Here is a 15,991-nt window from a genome sequence, read left to right as displayed (position 1 = left end):
GGGTTGCGTGGGTGACGACTGTATGCGGACCGGTCCCCTCCGGTCCGCTCAGGGTTCCCCGTATGCGGCTGTTGCGTCCGTATGCGGCCTCAGGCCGATCCTGCCCCCTGCGGCGGGGCCGGGAACGGGACGACGGCCACTGTTACGTTGTCGTGGCCCCCGCCGTCGAGCGCGTGGCCCACCAGGACCCGGGCGCTGTGCAGCGGCCGGGTGGCGGCGTCCGCCGGGACGGCCTCGGACATCTCCTCCGCCGTCTCCGCGTAGTTCCACAGGCCGTCCGTGCAGACCACGACCACGCCCGCCCGGTCCGGCTTGAAGGCGGTGGTGTGCGGCTCCAGTTCGTAGGCGTCCGCTCCCAGCCAGCCGGTGATCGCGTGGGCGCGCTCGTCGGCGTACGCCTCCGCCTCGCTCATCAGACCCGCGGCCACCATCTGCGCGGCCCAGGAGTCGTCCTCGGTGAGCCGGGCCGGGGGCGAACTGCGGTCCACCGGCACCCAGTAGGCGCGGCTGTCGCCGACCCAGCCGACGACCAGCAGCCCGGAGGCCACCACCGCGCCGACGATCGTGCAGGCCGGGGCGTTCTGGTGCGGGGCGTGCTCGCGTGCCGTCTCGGGCTCCTCCGCCAGCGCGTTGACGGCGTGTGAGGCCGCGACGATCGCCTCGTGCATCGCCTGCTGCGGATGCGTGCCGCGCGGCAGGGCGGCCAGCAGCGACTCGCCGGCCGCCTGCGACGCGGCGAGCGAGGCGTCGTCGGGGCGGGTCGCCGAGGACACGCCGTCGCAGACGATCGCCACGGCCGCGGGCGAGCCGTCGGGCAGCGAGGTGTGGCCGACGACGAACGCGTCCTCGTTGCGGTGGTGGCGCAGCCCGCGGTCGCTGACCGCGGCGACCGGGCCGGACTCCTGCTCCATGTGGTCGCGTTCGCGTGGCTGCGCGTGCCCGCAGTTCTCGCAGTAGCCGTCGCTGTCGACCCGGCCGGCCCGGCACGCCACGCAGACCTTGCTCGGCTCCGCCTCCTCGGCCGCCGCGTGGTCGGCCGCCACCCGTGGGTCCGGCGCCTGCAGCGGATACTCCTCCGGCTCCGGCGGCCGGTCGAACCGTACGCCCGAGGCCGGGGAGACGGGGGAGCCCGACGGAGGCGGCAGCGCAGAGCTGCCCGAGTCGGCCCCCGGGAGGTCCGCCGGCAGATGCACCGCCGACGGAGTGTCGGAGCCGCGCGGCTCGTGCGCGACGGGCCAGTCCGGGCCCTGCCCGATCGAGCCGGCGCCGTTCATCGTGAGCGTCGGGTGGTCCTGCGGCGCGGCGGGCACCACCGACAGGTCGTACCCGCACGCGCCGCAGAAACGGTCATCCGGATCAAGCGGCTCGGCGCAGCTCGGGCACTTCGACGGTGCGGCCTGCTGGGGCATCTGCGACATCAACTACACCCACGTCCGGGGGCGGTAACGGTTGGCCCGTTCCACCAGGTCGATCCTTTCCTCGCCGCCGGGCGCGAGCCGGGCCAGCGTGCGGTACGAGCGCTCCAGACCGAAGCGGAGGCCCCGCTCGTCCAGGCCGCTGCCGAGCAGCACCCGTCCGCCGGCGGCGGGCTGTGCGCCCTGGCCACCGGAGAGTATCCAGTCGAGCGCGCTGCCGAGCACCTCCGCCGACAACTGCTCGCGCCGTGCCGGGTCCAGACCGTACGCGTCGAGGGCCTCGACCTGCCCGGCGGCGGCGGACAGGTCGTCCAGGAACGGTACGTCCCCCGCGGTCGCCGTGCGCTGCCGCAGCCGCGCCCGCACGGCGGCCACACGTGCGGCCGTGTAATGGATGGAGGACTCCGGGACCGACTCCAGCGTCCGTACGGCACCACGGCGATCGCCCGCCGCGAGCTGGACGCGGGCCAGCCCGAACGCCGCGCTCACAAAGCTCGGGTCGGTCGACCACACCAGGCGGTCGTACTCCGCGGCGTTGTCCAGCTGGCCGAGCACCTCCGCGCACAGGCCGAGCGCCAGCTTGGGCGCGGCCTCGCCGGGGAAGGCGTCGTAGATCGCGTCGAAGGCCACCGCGGCGCCCTCGAAGTCGCCGGTCACCAGCGAGGCCACGCCCCGGTACCACACCACCCGCCAGTCGTCGGGCCGTTCGTCCTCCAGCTTGGCCAGGGACATCAGCGCGGCCTCGGAGTCGCCGTTCTCCAGCCGGGCACGGACCTGCCGCAGCCGCGTCTCGACGGTCTGCTGCGGAGCCGCGGCGAGCGCGCCGATCAGCTCGCCCGGCGCGGACGTCATCAGACCGGCCAGGAAACCGGCGTTGGGGTCCGTCGGGTCGACGAGCGGTACGGGCAGCGCGAGGGCGGCGGCCGGGGTGGCGACCTGCTTGACCAGGCCGGGGACGCCGTTCGGGGACGCCGGGGCAGGGGCCGAGGGGGCCGGCTGCTTCCCGGACCGCACCTCTCTCACCCCCAGCCGCGACACGTCCTCGGCCAGCTTCGGGAACAACTCCGTGTCGGTGACCCTGAGTTCGGGACCGAACAGCGTCGACAGCGCCGGCCGCGCCCGTCCCGTCTGCAGGGACACGACCTCCCGCAGCACGCCCGTCAGCTGCTCGGCCATCTCCTGCGCGGAGGCGAACCGGCGCGCCGGGTCGGGGTCGGTGGCGCGGACCAGCAGCCGGTAGAAGGACTCGTACTGGCGGAAGACCTCGATGTTGTCGGGGTCGGGCAGGGAATCCACGAAGACGTTCGTGTAGCCCTGGAAGTCGAAGGTCAGGACGGCGAGGGTGCGGCCGACCGTGTAGAGGTCGCTCGCCACCGACGGGCCGACCTCCGCGACCTCCGGCGCCTGGTAGCCGACCGTGCCGTAGATGGCCGACTCGTCGTCGTCCATCCTGCGCACCGCGCCCATGTCGATCAGCTTGAGCTGGTCCTCGGTCTGGATCGCGTTGTCGACCTTGAAGTCGCAGTACAGCAGATTGCGGCTGTGCAGGTGACCGAGCGCCTCAAGAGCCTCGATGCCATAGGCACACGCCTGCTCCACCGGCAGCGGATCGCGCCGGCCGTCCGGGTTGCGGCGCGCGTTGGCGATCTCCTTCAGCGACTTGCCGCCGACGTACTCCATGACGATGTAGCCGTCGAGCGAGCCGGTGCGCTGGTCGAGGTGCTCCACGAAGTTGTAGATCCGCACGATGTTGGCGTGCTCGATCTCCGCGAGGAAGCGCCGCTCGGAGATCGCCGCCTCCATCGCGTCCTGGTCGCCCGTGTCCAGCAGGCCCTTGAGCACGACCCAGCGGTCGGAGACCGCCCGGTCCACCGCGAGGTAGATCCAGCCCAGGCCGCCGTGCGCCAGACAGCCCACGACCTCGTACTGGCCGTGCACGATGTCGCCGCCCTTGAGCTTCGGGACGAACGAGTACGGGTTGCCGCACTTGGTGCAGAAGCCCTCCGTACGGCCCTCCAGCTCACCCCGCGCCCGCCCCACCGGCGCCCCGCAGTCGGAGCGCGAGCAGAACCGCTTGCGCTCCGGCACCTCGGGGTTCTCCAGCACCATCGCGCGCGGGTCGGGCCGCGGCACCTGGGGCACCGTCACCAGCCCGGCGCCCAGCCGGGCGCGCCCGGATGTCCCGGAGGCGGAACCCGAGCTGCGCACCGACACCGAGCGGCCGGTGGACTTCCCCGACACCGAGCGCGAGAGCCGCCCCGACACCGAGCGCCGCGACTTCGACGACTCCGACGACGTACGCGAACTGCGGCCGCTGGAACGCGAACTGGCGCTGCCCGACTCGCCCTTGCCGCCACTGGCGATCCCGGTGGGCGGCGAGCCCACCATCCCCTTCGCCGAGACGACCGGGGCCAGACCGCAGGTGTCGCAGTACAGCTCACCGCCGCCCACGTCCTCGTACGTACCCTCGCAGCCCGGCCGCTGACACGTCTGCCCTGCCTGACTCATGGCTGGCTACTCCCCCCTCCGGTCCTGAGGCCCGCCCTGCTCCGGCACCCGCGGGGCACCCAGCAGTTCGGCCGCCGCCTGCTGATAGCGCAGGACGGCCTGTTCGGCGACGCGCAGGTCGCACGGCGCGCTCCACAGCATGCGGCGCGCCGCGTCGTACCGCTCGATGAGGAACCGGTCCTCCGCGAGCCCGTGCCGGGCCACCTTCGCCTTGTACGCGTCGAGGCGGCCGCGCAGCTCGGCGCGGACCGCCAGCGGCGCGGTGACCGCGGTCAACGACTCGCGGGCGCGCAGCAGTTCGTCCTCCGCCTTCTGCTCCAGGGACTCCAGGAGCGGGGACAGCCGGTGCCACTGGGCCTGTCTGCGGTACTCGGCGGCCGTCGCCAGCTGCTCCTGCAGCGCGGTCGGCGGGCCGCTGACGACCGGCACCTCCGTGGCGGCGATCTTCGCCAGGACCTCGCCGCGCGCGGTGCGCGCCTCGGCGAGCGTGCGGTCCGCGCGGGAGAGCACGTCCCGCAGCCTCACCAGCCGCTGCTCCGCGTCCTGCCGGACCGTCAGCACGGCGTCGATCTCCCGCCGCACGTCCTCCAGGGCGCGCGCCTCACGGTCGTACACCATGGTGTCCGGCCGGCCGCCGCCGGGCGCCGAACTGCCCTCGGCCGGCACCCAGTAGGCGAGCGGGTCGGAGACGACCTCCTCGCGCAGCTTCGTCAGCGTGCGCGTGATGCGCTCCAGGTCGTCGCCGGACGGGTGCTCGCCGGGACGCACGCCGACGGAGTGCGCGAGCTTGCGGGTGCGCTGGAGCTCCGCGGCCAGTAAATCGATGCGGGCGGGCAGCGCCGACCACACCGCGTCGGCGGCCACGACCATGTCCAGCGAGCTCGCGTACAGCTCGTTCATCCGCTCCACGAGCGCCGCCAGCGTGAACTGCTGGCTGAGCCGGCCCGCCGCGGACAGCAGCGTCGGCGCGTTCGCGGTCGCCGTGGCGCTGCCCGCGACCGTGATGGACTCGCCGCGCAGCAGCTCGGTCAGTTCGACCAGGTCCTCGCGGCTGGACCAGCGGCGCCGGGCGCGGATCTCCCGGGCACTGCGCAGCGCGGCCGTGTACGTGTCGAAGTACGTCCACAGCAGCGTGATCGAGGCCTCCGCGGCCGCCCAGCGCTCCTTGGTGGTACCGGTGAGCTCGGCGCCCTCCAGGAGTCTGCGGCCCGCGTGGTCCTGCAGGGCGAGGAGCGAGCTCTCGATCGCCTCGTGCTCCGCGCCGAGCCGCGCCAGCGCACGGTCCACCTCGTCCCGGTCCATCACCGGCCCGGCGGGGTCCGTGACGCCCATCGATCACCTCTCGCTGCTGTCTTGGTTGAAGGTCTGCCCGAAGATCACCCGGCCGACGCCTGGTCAGCTCTTGCGCAGGTACTGCGGCGCGGGCGGCTTCGACGGTGTCGAGTCCGTGCCCAGTGTCGCCGACAGCCACCGGTCGTACGACGCCTGCCAGCCGCTCGCGCGGTAGTCCACCAGGATCTGATTGACCCGGCGTACCAGATCGTCCGCGTCGCTCCTCATCGCCACGCCGTAGTACTCGGTGGTGAGGGCGGGGCCCTTCAGCGCGACCGTCGGGTCCTGGGCGGCCTGGCTCGCGGCGAGCGCGCCGTCGGTGACCACGGCGTCGACCTCGCCGAGCTGGAGTCGCACCAGGCAGTCGAGCTGGTTGGGGACGGTGTGGTCGCGGAAGTCGGTGGACGCGGGCAGCCGGCCGGCCTTCTGGTCCGCGTCCAGCTTGTCGAACGCGGTGGAACCCGTCGCCGTGCACACCTTCTTGCCCGCCAGCGTCTTGTAGTCCTTGATCGTCGACGACGTGGGCGCCAGCACCGTCTGGCCGGTCTTGAAGTACGGGGCGGAGAAGGCGACCTGCTTCAGGCGGTCGCAGTTGATGGTCATGGTGCGGACGACCATGTCGACCTGGTGGTTCTGGAGCGCCGGGATGCGCTGGCTGGTGGGGATGGCCTTGAACTGGACCGCCTTCGCGTCGCCGAGGATGTCCTTGGCGATCTGGCGGACCAGGTCGATGTCGAAGCCCTCCAGCTCGGCGTCCTTGTTGTTCGGGTTGCGGTAGCCCCAGCGGTAGCTGTTCTGGTCGACACCGACGATCAGCTTCCGCTTCGCGCCGGTGCGGGCCTTGATGGCGTCGATCGTGTGGCCGTCCGCGCCCGACGGGGGGAGCGTCTGGTTCTGCGCCTCGGAATCCTTGCAGTGCTCCGCCCGCGCCTGGCTGCCGGTGGCGACACCCTGGCCGCCGAGGCCCGCGCCGCCGTCCCCGTCGCCGTGGGTCTGGGTCAGCGGCAGCAGCAGGACGAACGCCAGCGCCAGGGCGCAGACGGCCGCCATCGCGCCCACTCCGCCCCAGCCGCGCAGGGAGGCCCGCACACGTTCCGCGTTCATCTTCACGCCCCCTTTCACCGGTACTCCGAAAGCCTGCGGCCGATGCCGAACAGTGCGGCCGCCGCGCCCAGGACGCCGAGGGCGGCGGCACCGATGGGCAGCCCGGTCATCGCGTCCCGGCCGTCCCCGGCCGACTGCCTGAACTCGGCCTGCTCGTGCCCGATGGCGTGCTTCAGGTTGTCGTCGACGCTGTCGAAGCACTCACCGGTCGCGCCCTTGGCGCCGATCACCTTGTCCAGCGCCTGCTGGTAGTTGCCGAGCTCGTCCTCGGTACGGGCCGACGCGTGGCGCTTCTTCCACACCGCCATGTTGCCCTCGGCCGCCTCGACCGGTTTGCTGCCTGCCTGGTCGTCGGCGAGCTTCGCCGCCTCGGTCAGACCCTTGCCGAGGTTGGCCATGTCCGTGTCGAAGGCGTAGTAGTACGCGTCGTACGACTGCTCGCCGACCTTGATGGTCTCGGCGCCGCGGGCCACCAGGCTCAGGTTCTCGTTGCCCCGGGCCTTGAGGGAGGCGATGCGGGCGTCGTGCAGCACGTTCAGCGAGAGGACGCCGTGGTCGTAGGAGTCGTTCAGGCCCGCGCGGGCGACGCCGTGGCCGACGACCAGCCAGAGCAGCGCCACCGTCGCGGTGGCCGTGGCGGCGATCAGGCCGTGGTTCAGCACGCGGTTGGTGCGCCGGTAGTTGCGGTGCTGGGCCCAGGCGAGCGCGGCGAGCACGAGGACGCCCAGGGCGATCGCCGCCCACGGGTAGGGCGTGGCGTCCGCGTAGTCGGACTCCAGCCGCTGGTTCTCCTTCGTGTAGAGCTCCTGCGCCGCCGGGAGCATGTCGTGCTGCATCTTGTCGTTGGCGTAGCGCAGGTAGGCGCCGCCGACGGGGTAGCCCTGCCGGTTGTAGGTGCGGGCCCGCTCGACCAGGCCCTTGTACTCCGGGAGCAGCTTGTTGAGCTTGGATATGGCCGCCTCGGAGGGCGAGCCCGGGTCGGAGGCGGCGGCTGCCGTGACGAGCTTCTCGGCGGCCTTCCTGATGTCCGACTCGTACCGGTCGCGGGAGGTGTCCGTCTCCTGACCACCCGCCAGGAAGCCGCTGGACGCGGCCGTGTTGGCGTCCGCCAGGGAGCGGTAGATGTCGGCCGCGTCCGAGCTGAGCGGCTGGCTGCTGTGCAGCACGTCGTCGGCGGCGGCCGCGCGGTCGGTCGTCTGCCAGACGGTGACCGCGCCGAACGCGACGACCAGAAGGGCCAGTACGGCACCGATGATGCGCAGCCGGCCGGGCTCGGTGGTCGCCGCGGCGCGCAGCCGGTCGGCGCCCTCCGCGAACGCGGTACGGCGCGGCTGGGCCGGCCGGCCGGCGGGCGCGGCGGCTCCGGGCTGGGCCGGAATCGCGGGCATGCTGGGCACGCCGGCTTCCCGTCCTGGTGGTGGTGCCGCGCTGCTCTTCGGCGGGTGTGTCACTCTTGACCTCCCCCATGGTCATCGTTCGCCGCCAGTATCGCTGCCCGGACTGACATTCCGCACCGGCCTTCACTGGATCTTGATCGGATCGCAGTCCAGTCGACTTGCGGCGCGGTGCGGTGTCTGCACCACCCCCTGCCCATGAATACGCTGCGGGAATCTGTTCGGTTCCCGCGTTCCCGCCGTGTTGCTCAGGACTCCCAGTGGGCCCGCGCCCGCTCCTGCGCGGCCTCACCCGCGCCCACCCGGTCCAGCCCCAGCAGCGCCGCCCCCAGCACCGGGCTCGCCGTCACCACGCGCACCACCGCCTTCGGCGCCCGCGCCGCCAGCAGGTCCCGGACGCCGTCGTCGAGTTGGGGGTGCCCGGCGGTGAGGACGCCGCCGCCCAGCAGCACCGGGGTCTCCTCGTCCAGGAGTTCCAGGCGGGACAGTGCCACCGTGGCCATGACCACCACCTCCTCGGCCAGCCGGTCGACGACCGAGCGTGCGACCGCGTCCCCCCGTGCCGCCGTCTCGAAGAGCACCGGCGTCAACTCGTGGCGGCGGGCGTGCTCGACGTGTTCCAGGTGCAGGGCCTCGATGAGCGCGTACATGGAGTCCAGGCCGAAGTGGGCCGGGAGGGCGCGCGCCAGTTCCGTCGGCACCCCGCGCCCGTCCTCCGCGCGGGCCGCGTGCCACAGGGCCTCCTCGGCCAGCCCCCAGCCACCGCCCCAGTCACCGGAGACACGGCCGAGCGCCGGGAAGCGGGCGGTCCGCCCGTCGGGGCGCATGCCGACGCAGTTGATGCCCGCGCCGCAGACCACCGCCACGCCGCGCGGCTCGGCCACGCCCGCCCGCAGGATCGCGAACGTGTCGTTGCGGACCTCCACCGACGCGCCCCAGCCGCGCGCGTGCAGGGCGGCCGCCAACTGCTCCTCCTCCACCGGCAGATCGGCGTTCGCCAGACACGCGGAGACATGGGAGACGGAGGTGACACCGGCGGCGGCGTACGCCCGCGCGACCGCCGTCGCCAGCTCGTCCACCGCCGTCTCCACGCCCACCGCCGGCGGCCGGAACCCGCCGCCCCGGACCGTGGCCAGAACCTCTCCGTCCCTCGCCAGCACCGCGACGTCGGTCTTGCTGTTGCCCGCGTCGACGGCGAGGACGCTTGCGGTCAGGCCCACGCGAGGTGCTCCCGGTTGTGCGCGATCAGTCGGTCGGTCAGGGCCTCGGCGTACTCGTACTGGCCGATCAGGGGGTGGGACAGCAGGGCCCGGAACACCCGGTCCCGCCCGCCGCGCAGCGCCGCCTCCAGGGCCAGCTCCTCGTACGCGGTCACGTTCGCCACCAGGCCCGCGAACAGGGGGTCCACCGCGGGCACCGGCAGCGGGACGGGCCCCTTGGGGCCGACCGCCGCCTGCACCTCGATCACCGCGTCGTCCGGCAGGAACGGCAGCGTTCCCCGGTTGTACGCGTTCACCACCTGGTACGGGCTGCCTCCGCCGCCCAGCAGCGACGCGGCCAGGTCCACGGCGGCCTCCGAGTAGTAGGCGCCGCCCCGCTTGGCGAGCAGCTCCGGCTTCTCGTCCAGGGCCGGGTCGCCGTACATCCGCAGCAGTTCGCGTTCCATGGCGGCCACTTCCGCCGCCCGGGAGGGCTTGGTGCGCAGCTCCCGCACCACCGCGTCGTGCGCGTAGTAGTAGCGCAGGTAGTACGACGGGACCACACCCAGGCGGTCCAGGAGCGGGCGGGGCAGCCGCACGTCGTCCGCGACGGCGTCGCCGTGCTCGGCCAGCAGCTTCGGCAGGACGTTCGCGTCCTCGGGGCCGCCCAGTCGTACGCCTGTCTCCCAGGTGAGGTGGTTGAGGCCGACGTGGTCCAGGTGGACGTCGGACGGTGCCACGCCCAGCAGGGCCGCGAACTTCCGCTGGAAGCCGATCGCCACGTTGCACAGCCCGACCGCCCGGTGTCCGGCCCCGAGCAGCGCGCGGGTCACGATCCCCACCGGGTTGGTGAAGTCGATGATCCACGCGTTCGGGTTGGTACGGCGGACCCGCTCGGCGATGTCGAGGACGACGGGCACCGTCCGCAGCGCCTTGGCCAGGCCGCCCGCGCCGGTCGTCTCCTGGCCGATGCAGCCGCACTCCAGGGGCCAGGTCTCGTCCTGTTCACGGGCGGCCTGCCCGCCGACGCGGAGCTGGAGCAGGACCGCGTCGGCGCCGTCGACGCCCGCGTCCAGGTCGGAGGTGGTGACGATCCGTCCGCTGTGGCCCTGCTTGGCGAAGATGCGCCGGGCGAGCCCGCCGACCAGTTCCAGGCGTTCGGCGGCCGGGTCGACGAGGACCAGTTCCTCGATGGGCAGGGTGTCCCTGAGCCGGGCGAAGCCGTCGACGAGTTCGGGCGTGTAGGTCGAGCCTCCGCCGACCACGGTGAGTTTCATGAACGGTTCAACCCTTCACTCCGGTGAGCGTGACGCCCTCGACGAACGCCTTCTGGGCGAAGAAGAACACGAGGATCACGGGGGCCATGACCAGTACGGTCGCGGCCATGGTGAGGTTCCAGTCGGTGTGGTGCGCGCCCTTGAAGGACTCCAGGCCGTAGCTCAGGGTCCAGGCACCCGGGTTCTCGGACGCGTAGATCTGCGGGCCGAAGTAGTCGTTCCAGGCGCAGAAGAACTGGAAGAGCGCGACGGCCGCGATGCCAGGCTTCGCCATGGGCAGGACGACCTTCAGCAAAGTCCGCAGCTCGCCGCAGCCGTCCACCCTGGCCGCATCCAGGTACTCGTTCGGGATGGTCATCAGGAACTGGCGCAGCAGGAAGATGGAGAACGCGTCGCCGAACGCCATCGGGATCATCAGCGGCCACAGCGTTCCGGACAGATCGAGCTGCTTCGCCCAGAACAGATACATCGGGATGATGATCACTTGCGGTGGCAGCATCATCATCGAGATCACCAGCATGAGTGACACGTTCCGGCCCCGGAAGCGGAACTTGGCGAGCGCGTACGCCACCGGGACCGACGACACGACGGTCAGGACGGTGCCCAGGCCGGCGTAGACCAGCGTGTTCTTCCACCAGGTGAGGAAGCCGGGGGTGTCGAACACCTTCCTGTAGTTCCCCCACTCCCAGGTGTGCGGGATCAGGTCCCGGCTCAGGGCCTGGCTGTCGCTCATCAGCGACGTCAGGAACACGAACACGAAGGGCAGCGTGAAGAAGAGGGCGGCCGCGACTCCGAGGGAGTGGACCGCTATCCACTCCAGGAGCGCCCTGCGCCGGGCGGTGCGCTCGGCCTGGGACACCGGGGCGCGCAACTCCACCGGCTTGTCCAGTACTTGGGTCATGGTCAGTCACCTGCCTGGATGAGACCGCCCCGGCGCCGCATCAGGAGCGCGGTGAACGCCATCGACAGGGCGAAGAGGACGAGGGCGACGACGCACGCGGAGCCGTAGTCGAAGCGCTGGAAGCCGAGGTTGTAGACGAGCTGGGGGAGGGTGAGCGTGGACTTGTCCGGATAGCCGGGCTCGAACTGGGTGCCCGCGCCCTGGATCACGCCGGAGGCGACCTTCCCCGCGATCAGTGGCTGTGTGTAGTACTGCATCGTCTGGATCACCCCGGTGACGACGGCGAACATCACGATGGGGGAGATGTTCGGCACCGTGACGTACCGGAAGCGCTGCCAGGCCGACGCCCCGTCCAGCTCGGCCGCCTCGTACTGCTCCGTCGGCACGTCCAGCAGGGCGGCCATGAAGATGACCATCAGGTCGCCGACGCCCCACAGGGCCAGCAGGGTGAGGGCGGGCTTGGACCAGGCCGGGTCGTTGAACCAGCCCGGGGCCGGGATGCCGGTCTTCTCCAGGAGGGAGTTGACCGGGCCCGTACCGGGGTTGAGGAGGAAGGCGAAGGCCATCGTGGCCGCGACCGGCGGGGTGAGGTAGGGCAGGTAGAAGAGGGTGCGGAAGACGCCCGTACCCGTCTTGATCTTGGTGATGAGCAGGCCGACGCCGAGTCCGAAGACGACCCGGAGGGTGACCGTCACGAGGACCAGCCACAGCGTGTTGCGCAGGGCGGGCCAGAAGAGGGGATAGTGCTCGAAGACGTACGTCCAGTTCTTCGTTCCGCTCCACGTCGGCGGCTTGAAGCCGTCGTAGTGCATGAACGAGAAATACACCGTCGAGATCAGCGGGTACGCGAAGAACACCGCGAAGCCGATCAGCCAGGGCGACATGAAGGCAGCCGTCCGAAGCGCCGCCCGGCGGCGCTTCGACGCGAGGGTTACCGTGCTCATCGCTGTGCTACTTCGCCTGCGCGATGTCCGTGTCGATCTGCTGGGCCGTGCTTGCCAGGCCGGCCTTGAGATCCTTGACCTTTCCGCTCTCGTAGTCGTAACCGAACTGCTGGATCGTCACCAGGTACACACCGCCGTTGATCGAGGCGGGAGTCGTGGTGGAATTCGGGTTCGCGGCGATGTCCAGGAACGTCTTGAACCGCGGGTCGTACTTCAGCTTCGGAGACTTCAGCGCGGCCAGCGTGGACGGCACGTTGTGGATGGCGTTGGAGAAGCCCACCACCGCGTCCGTGTCGGTGGTCATGTACTTCACCAGCTCCCAGGCCGCGTTCTGCTTCTTGCTGGTGGCGGCGATGCCCGCGATGGTGCCGGTGATGTAGCCCTTGCCGTACTGGGCGGCATGGTCGTCGGGGACGGGCAGCGGCGCGACGCCGATCTCGAACTTCGGCTTGGCCTCCTCGGCCATGCCGAGGCGCCACTCGCCGTCGAGCTGCATGGCGACCTGGCCGGTGTGGAAGGGGTGCTTGGCGCCCCATTCGTCGCCGAGCGTGGCGCGGAACTTCTCCAGCTTCTGGAAGCCGCCGAGTTCGTCGACGAGCTTCTTCTGGAGCTTGAAACCGGCCTCGAACGCCGGGTCCTCGGCGAGGCTCGACTTTCCGCTGCTGTCGAAGTACGTCGGTGAGAACTGGGCGAAGTAGTGCTCGGTGGTGGATTCCCAGCCGTGGTAGTCCGGCATGAATCCCAGCTGTTTGTAGCTGTCGCCCTGGGCGATCGTCAGCTTCTTCGCGTCCGCCTCGAATTCGGACCAGGTCTTCGGCGGACCGGCGATCCCGGCCTTCTTGAACGCCGTCTTGTTGTAGTAGAGCCCGTACGCGTCGCCCAGCAGCGGCACCGAGCAGCGGTTGCCGTCGAACTGGGTGTACTCGTTCATCGGCTTCGGGAAGGTCGTCTGCGGGTCGATGTCCGACTTCTTGAAGAACGGGTTCAGATCGACCAGGGCGCCCGACGAGCAGAACTTGCCGACATTGTTGGTGGTGAAGGAGGAGATGACGTCGGGGGCCTTGTCGCCGCCGGTGCGCAGCGCCTGGTTGATCTTGTCGTCGGTCATGTTGTCGACGACGTTCACATGGATGTTGGGGTGGACCTTCTCGAAGCCGGCGATCAGCGCCTTGACCCCGGCCACCTCGTTCGGTGCGCTCCAGGCGTGCCAGAAGTTGATGGTGGTGTCCTTGGAGGCGTCGTCGTCGGCACCCGAACTCGACTGGCCGGTACAGGCGGTGGTGAGCAGGACGGCGGAGGCGGTGACGGCAAAAGCCGCTTTTCGGGCGACTTCGGGTATGGCTGAGGGCATGGCGAGGTCTCCCAGGGACGGGGTGGGTGAGAAAGAAGGGGCGGTACGGGGCTCAGCGCGAGGTGTCGAAGACCTCGTCGCGGGTGGCCGCGAGGGCGCTCTCCAACGCGCCGCGCAGCACGGGGTGTTCACGGACGTCGCCGACGACGAGGCGCGGGCGGGGTGCCGCCAGCTCCTCCAGTTCGGCCTGGACGAGGGCGCGCAGCACCTCGCCGCCGGAGGTGAGGGCGGAACCGCTGAGGACGACGAGTTCGGGGTCGAGGACGGAGACGAGGGAGGCGAGACCGGTGGCGAGCCGGGTGGCGTACGTGCGCAGCAGCTCGCGCTGGGGTCCGGTGGTGTGGTCGGCGGCGCGGGCCACGAGTTCGGCGGCGGCCTCGGCGTGCGGGCCCGTCGGCAGGTCCTCGATGCCGAGCTCCCGGGCCAGCCGGGGCACGGCCTGCGAACCGGCCAGCTCCTGGTAACCGCCGCTGTTGGCCTTGGCCACCTGGCGCACCAGGGGCGCGCCGGGCACCGGCAGGAAGCCGACCTCGCCGGCGCCGCCGGTCCAGCCGCGGTGCAGCCGTCCGCCGAGGACCAGGGCGGCGCCGAGGCCCTCCTCGTTCCACAGGAGCACGAAGTCCGCGTGGCCCCGGGCCGCGCCCAGCCGCTGCTCGGCTATCGCGACGAGGTTCACGTCGTTCTCGTACTCGACCGGCATCGGCAGTGCCGCGGCGAGCTCGTCGAGCAGCGTGGGGGAGTGCCAGCCGGGCAGGTGGGAGGCGTAGCGCAGCCGGCCGGTGTTGGGGTCGAAGGCGCCGGGCGTGCCGATGACCAGCCGGTGGACGTCGTCCCGGGCCAGTCCGGCGGCCTTCACCGCGCCGTCGAGGGCGTCGGTGACCTGCCGGACGACCGGCTGGGACGGGCGCCTTCCCGGAGTCGGGAGCTCGTACTCGCCCACCGTGCGCCCGGTGATGTCGGCGACGGCGGCGCGGATGCGGCCGGGGTTGACGTCGATGCCCGCGGCGTACGCGGCGGCCGGGTTGACCGAGTACAGCTGGGCGTTGGGGCCCGGCCGGCCCTCGCTGGTGCCGGTGGCCCGAACCAGTCCGGCCGACTCCAGGCGGGCCAGCAGCTGGGAGGCGGTGGGCTTGGAGAGGCCGGTGAGCTTTCCGATCCGGGTGCGCGACAGCGGGCCGTGCTCCAGCAGCAGGTCCAGTGCGGCGCGGTCGTTCATGGCGCGCAGGACGCGCGGGGTGCCCGGCGTACCGGCGGTTCCTGCCATGGGGGTCGACACCTGCCTTTCCAACTGCCCAGCTTCCCAGTGACCTGGGCGGGAAGTCCAACCCGGTGATCACTGTTAGGAAACTTTCCTATTGGGTGGGAGGAAGGTAAGCCCAGGACGAAGGGGGCGTCAATAGACACCGCCCCCGAGGCAACAGAGTCGTTACCTCGGGGGCGGCGGGGGTGGTGGTGACCGGACTGCCGACCGGCCGTTCCGCTAGTTCACCTTGACGTAGTCACCGGTGGCCTTCGCGGCCGCGGTGGTGGCCGTGCCGGCGAAGACGTAGCGGAAGTAGCCGCTCTTGGTCGCCTTCACCGTGGTGGACAGGGCCCCCGCGGTGCCGGAGGTCACCGCCTTCACGTCCTTGTAGGTGCTGGTGCCCGCGGCCCGGAACTGCAGGACGGCCTGCTGCCCCGTGTACCCGGAGTACTTGTTGGTCTCCCAGTTGGCCCGGGTCAGGGCGCCCTTGACGGTGAGCGTCTTGCCGTAGACCGCCGGCTCGGGGGTGGCGTTGACGGTCAGCTTGGCCGCCCGCTGCACCTTGACGGTGGTCAGGTTGCCCCAGATGGCCACGTCGGACTCGGTGCTGAGGAAGTCGTCCGAGACGGTGCCGTCGAAGTGGGCGTACAGGCCCGCGGCCTTCCACGTGGTGGCGTCCGCGGCCTCGTACAGGTAGTCCGTCGGGTCGACGGGGATGTTCTCGGAGCAGCTCTCGGTGACCGTGGTGTCGGTGGTGGAGGTCGTCGTGCAGGTGGGCATGACCTCCGGGTCGAGCTCGTTGTCGAGCGACTTCAGCGTGCCGCGGTAGAGCATCACCGCGGCGAACGTCTTCTTGTTGTCGATGACCAGGTCGGCGGGCCGGGTCATGGTGTAGGTCACCGGCACGGTCACCGTCTTGGTGGTGCCGACGACGATCGCCTTCCCCTTGTTGACGGTCACGTCGGAGAAGACCAGGTTCGGAGTGGCCGCGGAGGCGGCGGGCGCGGCGATGCCGGCCAGTGCCAGCGCACCGGACAGGGCGGTGCCTATGGCGAGCTTTCTCATCTATCCCCACATTCGAGAGCGGGCCCCCGGGCGGCGTCGCGCTCCAGAACAAGGGCCCATCGTGAGCGCGACCTTAGGTGATCAAGATGTGCGAAGGGAATGCGAGCCCCCTGTGAAGACCGTTTGAATCCGGTTGGATCCGGCCGGTGGATCCGGCCGGTGGATCCAGCCGCCGCAACCGATGCGTCACGACTGCGTCACGATCTTCATTTTCGCTGGTCGGAGGGCTTACAGTCACAGCTTCCTCCGCTTTGATCC

General features: G+C 71.1%; 12 protein-coding genes. All 12 read right to left on the bottom strand.

Translation table 11 applies throughout. The features are described from left to right. Nucleotides 1-89 precede the first annotated feature (89 nt). Entirely contained in the window at nt 90-1,421 is a 1,332-nt protein-coding gene (locus tag ACIPSA_RS04720) for a PP2C family serine/threonine-protein phosphatase (protein ID WP_402628673.1), read from the bottom strand. Beyond that, complete coding sequence (locus tag ACIPSA_RS04715; protein ID WP_402628672.1) at nt 1,422-3,923, bottom strand: tetratricopeptide repeat protein; 2,502 nt, start codon at nt 3,921-3,923, stop codon at nt 1,422-1,424. A 6-nt stretch (nt 3,924-3,929) separates the two neighbouring features. Beyond that, nucleotides 3,930-5,255: a hypothetical protein gene (locus ACIPSA_RS04710; RefSeq protein WP_402628670.1), complete on the bottom strand. Its 1,326-nt coding sequence runs from the start codon at nt 5,253-5,255 to the stop codon at nt 3,930-3,932. A 63-nt stretch (nt 5,256-5,318) separates the two neighbouring features. Next, complete coding sequence (locus ACIPSA_RS04705; protein ID WP_402628668.1) at nt 5,319-6,359, bottom strand: glutamate ABC transporter substrate-binding protein; 1,041 nt, start codon at nt 6,357-6,359, stop codon at nt 5,319-5,321. 14 nt (nt 6,360-6,373) lie between these two features. Then, a complete protein-coding gene (locus ACIPSA_RS04700) occupies nt 6,374-7,747 on the bottom strand; it encodes a hypothetical protein (RefSeq protein WP_402628666.1) in 1,374 nt (457 codons plus the stop codon). A 254-nt stretch (nt 7,748-8,001) separates the two neighbouring features. Next, nucleotides 8,002-8,973 carry an N-acetylglucosamine kinase gene (locus ACIPSA_RS04695; protein ID WP_402628664.1) on the bottom strand — a complete coding sequence of 324 codons (972 nt, stop codon included), beginning with the start codon at nt 8,971-8,973 and terminating at the stop codon, nt 8,002-8,004. Further along, complete coding sequence (locus ACIPSA_RS04690; RefSeq protein ID WP_402628662.1) at nt 8,964-10,229, bottom strand: 6-phospho-beta-glucosidase; 1,266 nt, start codon at nt 10,227-10,229, stop codon at nt 8,964-8,966. The genes ACIPSA_RS04695 and ACIPSA_RS04690 overlap by 10 nt, the downstream gene beginning before the upstream one ends. Nucleotides 10,230-10,236: 7 nt before the next feature. Continuing rightward, on the bottom strand, nt 10,237-11,130 hold the full coding sequence (locus ACIPSA_RS04685; RefSeq protein ID WP_402628660.1) for a carbohydrate ABC transporter permease: 894 nt from the start codon (nt 11,128-11,130) through the stop codon (nt 10,237-10,239). A 2-nt stretch (nt 11,131-11,132) separates the two neighbouring features. Then, nucleotides 11,133-12,074 carry a carbohydrate ABC transporter permease gene (locus ACIPSA_RS04680; protein WP_402628658.1) on the bottom strand — a complete coding sequence of 314 codons (942 nt, stop codon included), beginning with the start codon at nt 12,072-12,074 and terminating at the stop codon, nt 11,133-11,135. Between the two features lie 7 nt (nt 12,075-12,081). Next, nucleotides 12,082-13,425 carry an ABC transporter substrate-binding protein gene (locus ACIPSA_RS04675; protein ID WP_402628656.1) on the bottom strand — a complete coding sequence of 448 codons (1,344 nt, stop codon included), beginning with the start codon at nt 13,423-13,425 and terminating at the stop codon, nt 12,082-12,084. 52 nt (nt 13,426-13,477) lie between these two features. Further along, nucleotides 13,478-14,689 (bottom strand): ROK family protein, encoded by a 1,212-nt coding sequence (locus ACIPSA_RS04670; RefSeq protein ID WP_402628655.1) that lies wholly within the window; start codon nt 14,687-14,689, stop codon nt 13,478-13,480. A 216-nt stretch (nt 14,690-14,905) separates the two neighbouring features. Continuing rightward, a complete protein-coding gene (locus ACIPSA_RS04665) occupies nt 14,906-15,733 on the bottom strand; it encodes a hypothetical protein (protein WP_402628653.1) in 828 nt (275 codons plus the stop codon). Nucleotides 15,734-15,991: the final 258 nt, after the last annotated feature.

The organism is Streptomyces sp. NPDC086549 (assembly GCF_044746205.1).
GTDB lineage: Bacteria > Actinomycetota > Actinomycetes > Streptomycetales > Streptomycetaceae > Streptomyces.
The sequence above is the reverse complement of the archived record's forward strand: the minus strand, read 5'-3'. Positions and strand labels throughout refer to the sequence as shown.

What these genes read in the sequence shown, in the direction of transcription:
- ACIPSA_RS04700 (WP_402628666.1), bottom strand. Translation starts at nt 7,747, where the DNA reads ATGCCCGCGATTCCGGCCCAGCCCGGAGCCGCCGCGCCCGCCGGCCGG.
- ACIPSA_RS04690 (WP_402628662.1), bottom strand. Translation starts at nt 10,229, where the DNA reads ATGAAACTCACCGTGGTCGGCGGAGGCTCGACCTACACGCCCGAACTC.
- ACIPSA_RS04665 (WP_402628653.1), bottom strand. Translation starts at nt 15,733, where the DNA reads ATGAGAAAGCTCGCCATAGGCACCGCCCTGTCCGGTGCGCTGGCACTG.
- ACIPSA_RS04675 (WP_402628656.1), bottom strand. Translation starts at nt 13,425, where the DNA reads ATGCCCTCAGCCATACCCGAAGTCGCCCGAAAAGCGGCTTTTGCCGTC.
- ACIPSA_RS04685 (WP_402628660.1), bottom strand. Translation starts at nt 11,130, where the DNA reads ATGACCCAAGTACTGGACAAGCCGGTGGAGTTGCGCGCCCCGGTGTCC.
- ACIPSA_RS04715 (WP_402628672.1), bottom strand. Translation starts at nt 3,923, where the DNA reads ATGAGTCAGGCAGGGCAGACGTGTCAGCGGCCGGGCTGCGAGGGTACG.
- ACIPSA_RS04670 (WP_402628655.1), bottom strand. Translation starts at nt 14,689, where the DNA reads ATGGCAGGAACCGCCGGTACGCCGGGCACCCCGCGCGTCCTGCGCGCC.
- ACIPSA_RS04705 (WP_402628668.1), bottom strand. Translation starts at nt 6,359, where the DNA reads ATGAACGCGGAACGTGTGCGGGCCTCCCTGCGCGGCTGGGGCGGAGTG.
- ACIPSA_RS04710 (WP_402628670.1), bottom strand. Translation starts at nt 5,255, where the DNA reads ATGGGCGTCACGGACCCCGCCGGGCCGGTGATGGACCGGGACGAGGTG.
- ACIPSA_RS04680 (WP_402628658.1), bottom strand. Translation starts at nt 12,074, where the DNA reads ATGAGCACGGTAACCCTCGCGTCGAAGCGCCGCCGGGCGGCGCTTCGG.